The sequence below is a fragment of the Halovivax sp. genome (assembly GCA_007119345.1).
Classification (GTDB): Archaea; Halobacteriota; Halobacteria; order Halobacteriales; family Natrialbaceae; genus Halovivax.
Genome location: SKPV01000160.1, coordinates 1 through 3503, shown reverse-complemented (window position 1 = coordinate 3503; position 3503 = coordinate 1). Strand labels below are relative to the sequence as shown.

4 protein-coding genes are annotated in these 3503 nt (G+C 71.6%); 3 read left to right on the top strand and 1 reads right to left on the bottom strand.

Going from position 1 to position 3503, the window contains the following annotated elements; all coding sequences use genetic code 11:
- Window positions 1–97: 97 nt before the first annotated feature.
- Both QZT59_RS10920 and QZT59_RS10915 read left to right on the top strand, forming a co-directional pair.
- On the top strand, window positions 98–640 hold the full coding sequence (locus QZT59_RS10920) for an amino acid-binding protein (protein ID WP_290815764.1): 543 nt from the start codon (window positions 98–100) through the stop codon (window positions 638–640).
- Window positions 640–1608 (top strand): homoserine dehydrogenase, encoded by a 969-nt coding sequence (locus QZT59_RS10915; protein ID WP_290815762.1) that lies wholly within the window; start codon window positions 640–642, stop codon window positions 1606–1608. The genes QZT59_RS10920 and QZT59_RS10915 overlap by 1 nt, the downstream gene beginning before the upstream one ends.
- 46 nt (window positions 1609–1654) lie before the next feature.
- Here the strand turns inward: QZT59_RS10915 and QZT59_RS10910 are convergent, their stop codons facing one another.
- Window positions 1655–2851, bottom strand: a complete 1197-nt coding sequence (locus QZT59_RS10910; protein WP_290815759.1) for an inorganic phosphate transporter — start codon at window positions 2849–2851, stop codon at window positions 1655–1657.
- A 415-nt stretch (window positions 2852–3266) separates the two neighbouring features.
- Here QZT59_RS10910 and QZT59_RS10905 point away from each other — a divergent pair.
- The coding region (locus QZT59_RS10905; RefSeq protein ID WP_290815756.1) for a GTP-binding protein at window positions 3267–3503 on the top strand (237 nt) is incomplete at its 3' end.

Genomic DNA, 3503 nt, shown 5'->3' with positions numbered 1-3503 from the left:
GGAGCCGGCGGACGGAGCGACCGAGCGGCAGACTGACGGAGCGACCGAGCGGCAGACTGACGGAGCGACCGAGCGGCAGACTGACGGAGCGACCGACGTGTCGGCCGGAGCGGCGGAGACCGACGGCGGCGTCGCGGCCTACACCGTCCGCCTGGAGCTGGTCGACGAGCCCGGCGAGTTGCTGTCCGCGCTGGAACCGATCTCGGCCGCCGGCGGCAACCTCCTCTCGATCCACCACGAGCGGGGCAACATCACGCCGCGCGGGCACATCCCGGTGGAGGTCGACCTGGAGTGTCCGCCGGCGCGGTTCGACGAGATCGTCGACGGGCTGACGAGCGAGGGGATCAACGTCATCGAGGCCGGCAGCGACCGCTACGGCGAGCAGGTGAGCGTCGTCCTCGTGGGCCACCTCGTGGAGACGGACCTCTCCGATACGCTGTCGCGCATCGAGTCCTCCGCCCACGCGTCCGTCGTGGACCTCTCGCTCGCCGCGCCGGACGGGACCGACGCGGTCTCGAGCACCCGCCTGCGCCTCGCCGTCGACGGCGGCCGGATCGAGTCGGCGCTCGGCGTCGTCAGGGAGGTCGCCGACGAGAAGGACCTCTGCGTCGTCGAACCCCTTCCGGGTGGTGAGGGCTGATGGGGACGGGCCACCGGCTCGCGATCCTCGGCGCCGGCGCGGTCGGACGGTCGGTCGCGGAGCTCGCCGGCGAGTTCGGCCACGAGGTCGTCGCGGTCGCGGATTCGAGCGGCGCCGCGGTCGACGCCGACGGGATCGACGTGCCGGGCGCGCTGGAACGCAAGGCCGGCGGCGAGCCCGTCGGCACGGCGGAGCCGGCCGCCGTCTTCGAGGCCGATTACGACGTTCTGGTGGAGGCGACGCCCACCACGCTCGGCGATGCCCAGCCCGGGTTCGATCACGCCAGGCGCGCCCTGGAAGCCGACCGCCACGTCGTGCTCGCCAACAAGGGTCCCGTCGCGGAGCGCTACGAAGAGCTCCGCGCGGTCGAGGGCGAGAGCGCGGGTGCGCTCCGGTTCGAGGCGACCGTCGGGGGTGCCATCCCGGTGCTCTCGACGATCGAGGACGTGACGCCGGCGGCGGTCTCGGCCGTCCGCGGCGTCCTCAACGGCACCGCGAACTTCATTCTCACGCGAATGGCCGCGGAGGGGCTCGGCTACGAGCACGTCCTCGCCGAGGCCCAGGACCTCGGCGTCGCGGAGGCCGATCCGACTTTCGACGTCGACGGCACCGACGCCGCCCTCAAGGGGGTCATCCTGGCGAACGTGCTCGCCGACGGCGGCTTTTCGCTCGACGACGCCGAGGTGACGGGGATCCGGGACGTGGCGCCGAGCGCGCTCGAACTGGCCGCCGAGGACGGCCGAACGATCCGGCTCGTCGCGGAAGCGACCCGCGAGGGCGTCCGCGTCGGGCCGCGACTCGTCCCCCGGAACGGCGCGCTCGCCGTCTCCGGGACGCGGAACATCGTCCAGATCGAGACTCGCCACGCCGGCAGCCTCCACAACAGCGGCCGGGGCGCCGGCGGCCCGGAGACGGCGACCGCGGTGCTGGCGGACGTCGGCCGACTGCCGGCCCCGTCCCGGAACTAGGCGTCCCGGTCTCGGCGCCGGATCGGAAATCGTCGCTCGTCGACGGTCAGACGGTCCCGGTCAGCGTCGAGACGGCCGCGTACAGCCCGTAGCCGACGACGAGACCGAAGATCACCGAGCCGATCCAGGCGAGCGCCGTGACGGCGAGCTTGCGCTCGCTCACGGTGTCGCCGCCGACCGCGTAGCCGACGCCGGCCATCGCCCCGATGAAGATCTGGTTGAACGACATCGGAATGCCGAAGAAGATCCCGATCTGGGCGAAGACGAACGAGGGGACGAGGACGGCGATCGACCGTCGCGGTCCGAGCTCGGAGTAGTCCTGGGCGAGGGCCTTGATCATCCGCGGCGCGGCCATCCACGAGCCCAGGAGGATGCCGGCGGCGCCGAAGACGAGGACCGGAATCACCGCGGCGACCGGGAACGCACCCTCGGCGAGCGGCAGGAGCGGCCCGACGGCGAGCCCGACCTTGCCGCCGCCGGCGGAGAACGCGACGAGCGCGCCGAGCCCGAGCAGGAAGCGTCGCTGGGTGCGGGTCGGATCGCGAGCCGCGGCGCGGGCGACCGGCGCCGCGAACCCGGCCGCGACCGCGAGCGAGGTCGCGCCGATCCCGAGGGTGACCGAGCCCGGCAATCGGCTCGCCGCGACGGCCGCGAGCGACCACTGCTCGCCCGGCGGTCCGAGGACGAGGAACTCCATGTTCGCGACGACCAGTCCGACCGCCGCCGCCAGGACGGTGACGACGGCCCGCTCGGAGACGGCGTCGCCCCGCAGGAGCTTCGTGACCAGATACGCCGGCGGCGCGACTGCGATCGGCGTCACCAGCCAGTAGATGCCGATCTCGGTGTACGTATCCCAGGCGGGACCGCCGCCCATCGCCAGGCCGACGCCCACGACGCTGCCCGTTATGGCGAACGCGGTCGCGATCGGGTACCCCTTGAACACGCCGGCCGCGATGTACGTCGCCGCGATCGCGAGCGCGATGGCCGAAGCCAGCGGGGAGAGCGTGACGCCCTCGATGAGTCCCTCGCCCACCGTCTCGGTGACTGCGGCCCCCTGCAGGACGGCGCCGGCGAACCCCAGGAGACCCACGACGAACGCCGCTTGGAGCGTGGTGATCGCGTTGGCTCCCACCGCCGGCGCGAAGGGCGTCGAGCCGGAGGAACCGGCGCCGATGGTCCAGGCGGCGAAGAAACTGGCCCCGAGGGCGACGATCATCAGCGCTGCGGTACCTGGGTCGACCATCGATCTTTCCGTCGACGTCGGATTTCGGTTTTCCCCGTCCGATACTCGGTCGCGACGACCGACCTCGGTGGCCGCGTTCGACGACCGATCTCGGTGGCCGTCGTCGCCTCGCGCGTGCGACAGCGGAGCAGTTCCGTCGACGCTCGTCCTAGTTTTTCGGACCGAGGGTTATACCCGTACCGGGCGCCTGCAGGCGCCGAGCGCCGGTGGGAGGCCGCCGATCGTGGACGGGACGGGATTTCGCCGAACGGGCGCGAGCGGCCGACGGTCGCACCCGCCTGTCGCCACGAACGTGCCACTCGGTGTCACAAACCGACAGACGGCGCCGGGGTGGCCGGCAGGCCCTTTCGAAATGGTTTTAACTGGCACGGGCAAAAGAGACCGGTATAAGCGCCTCTGCGCGTGAGCTACAACAATGAGCGACAAACCGCACCAGAACCTGGCCATCATCGGCCACGTCGACCACGGAAAGAGCACGCTGGTCGGACGACTCCTCTTCGAGACGGGGAGCGTACCCGAGCACGTCATCGAACAGCACCGCGAAGAAGCCGAAGAGAAGGGTAAGGGCGGCTTCGAGTTCGCCTACGTGATGGACAACCTCGCCGAGGAGCGCGAGCGCGGGGTCACCATCGACATCGCCCACCAGGAGTTC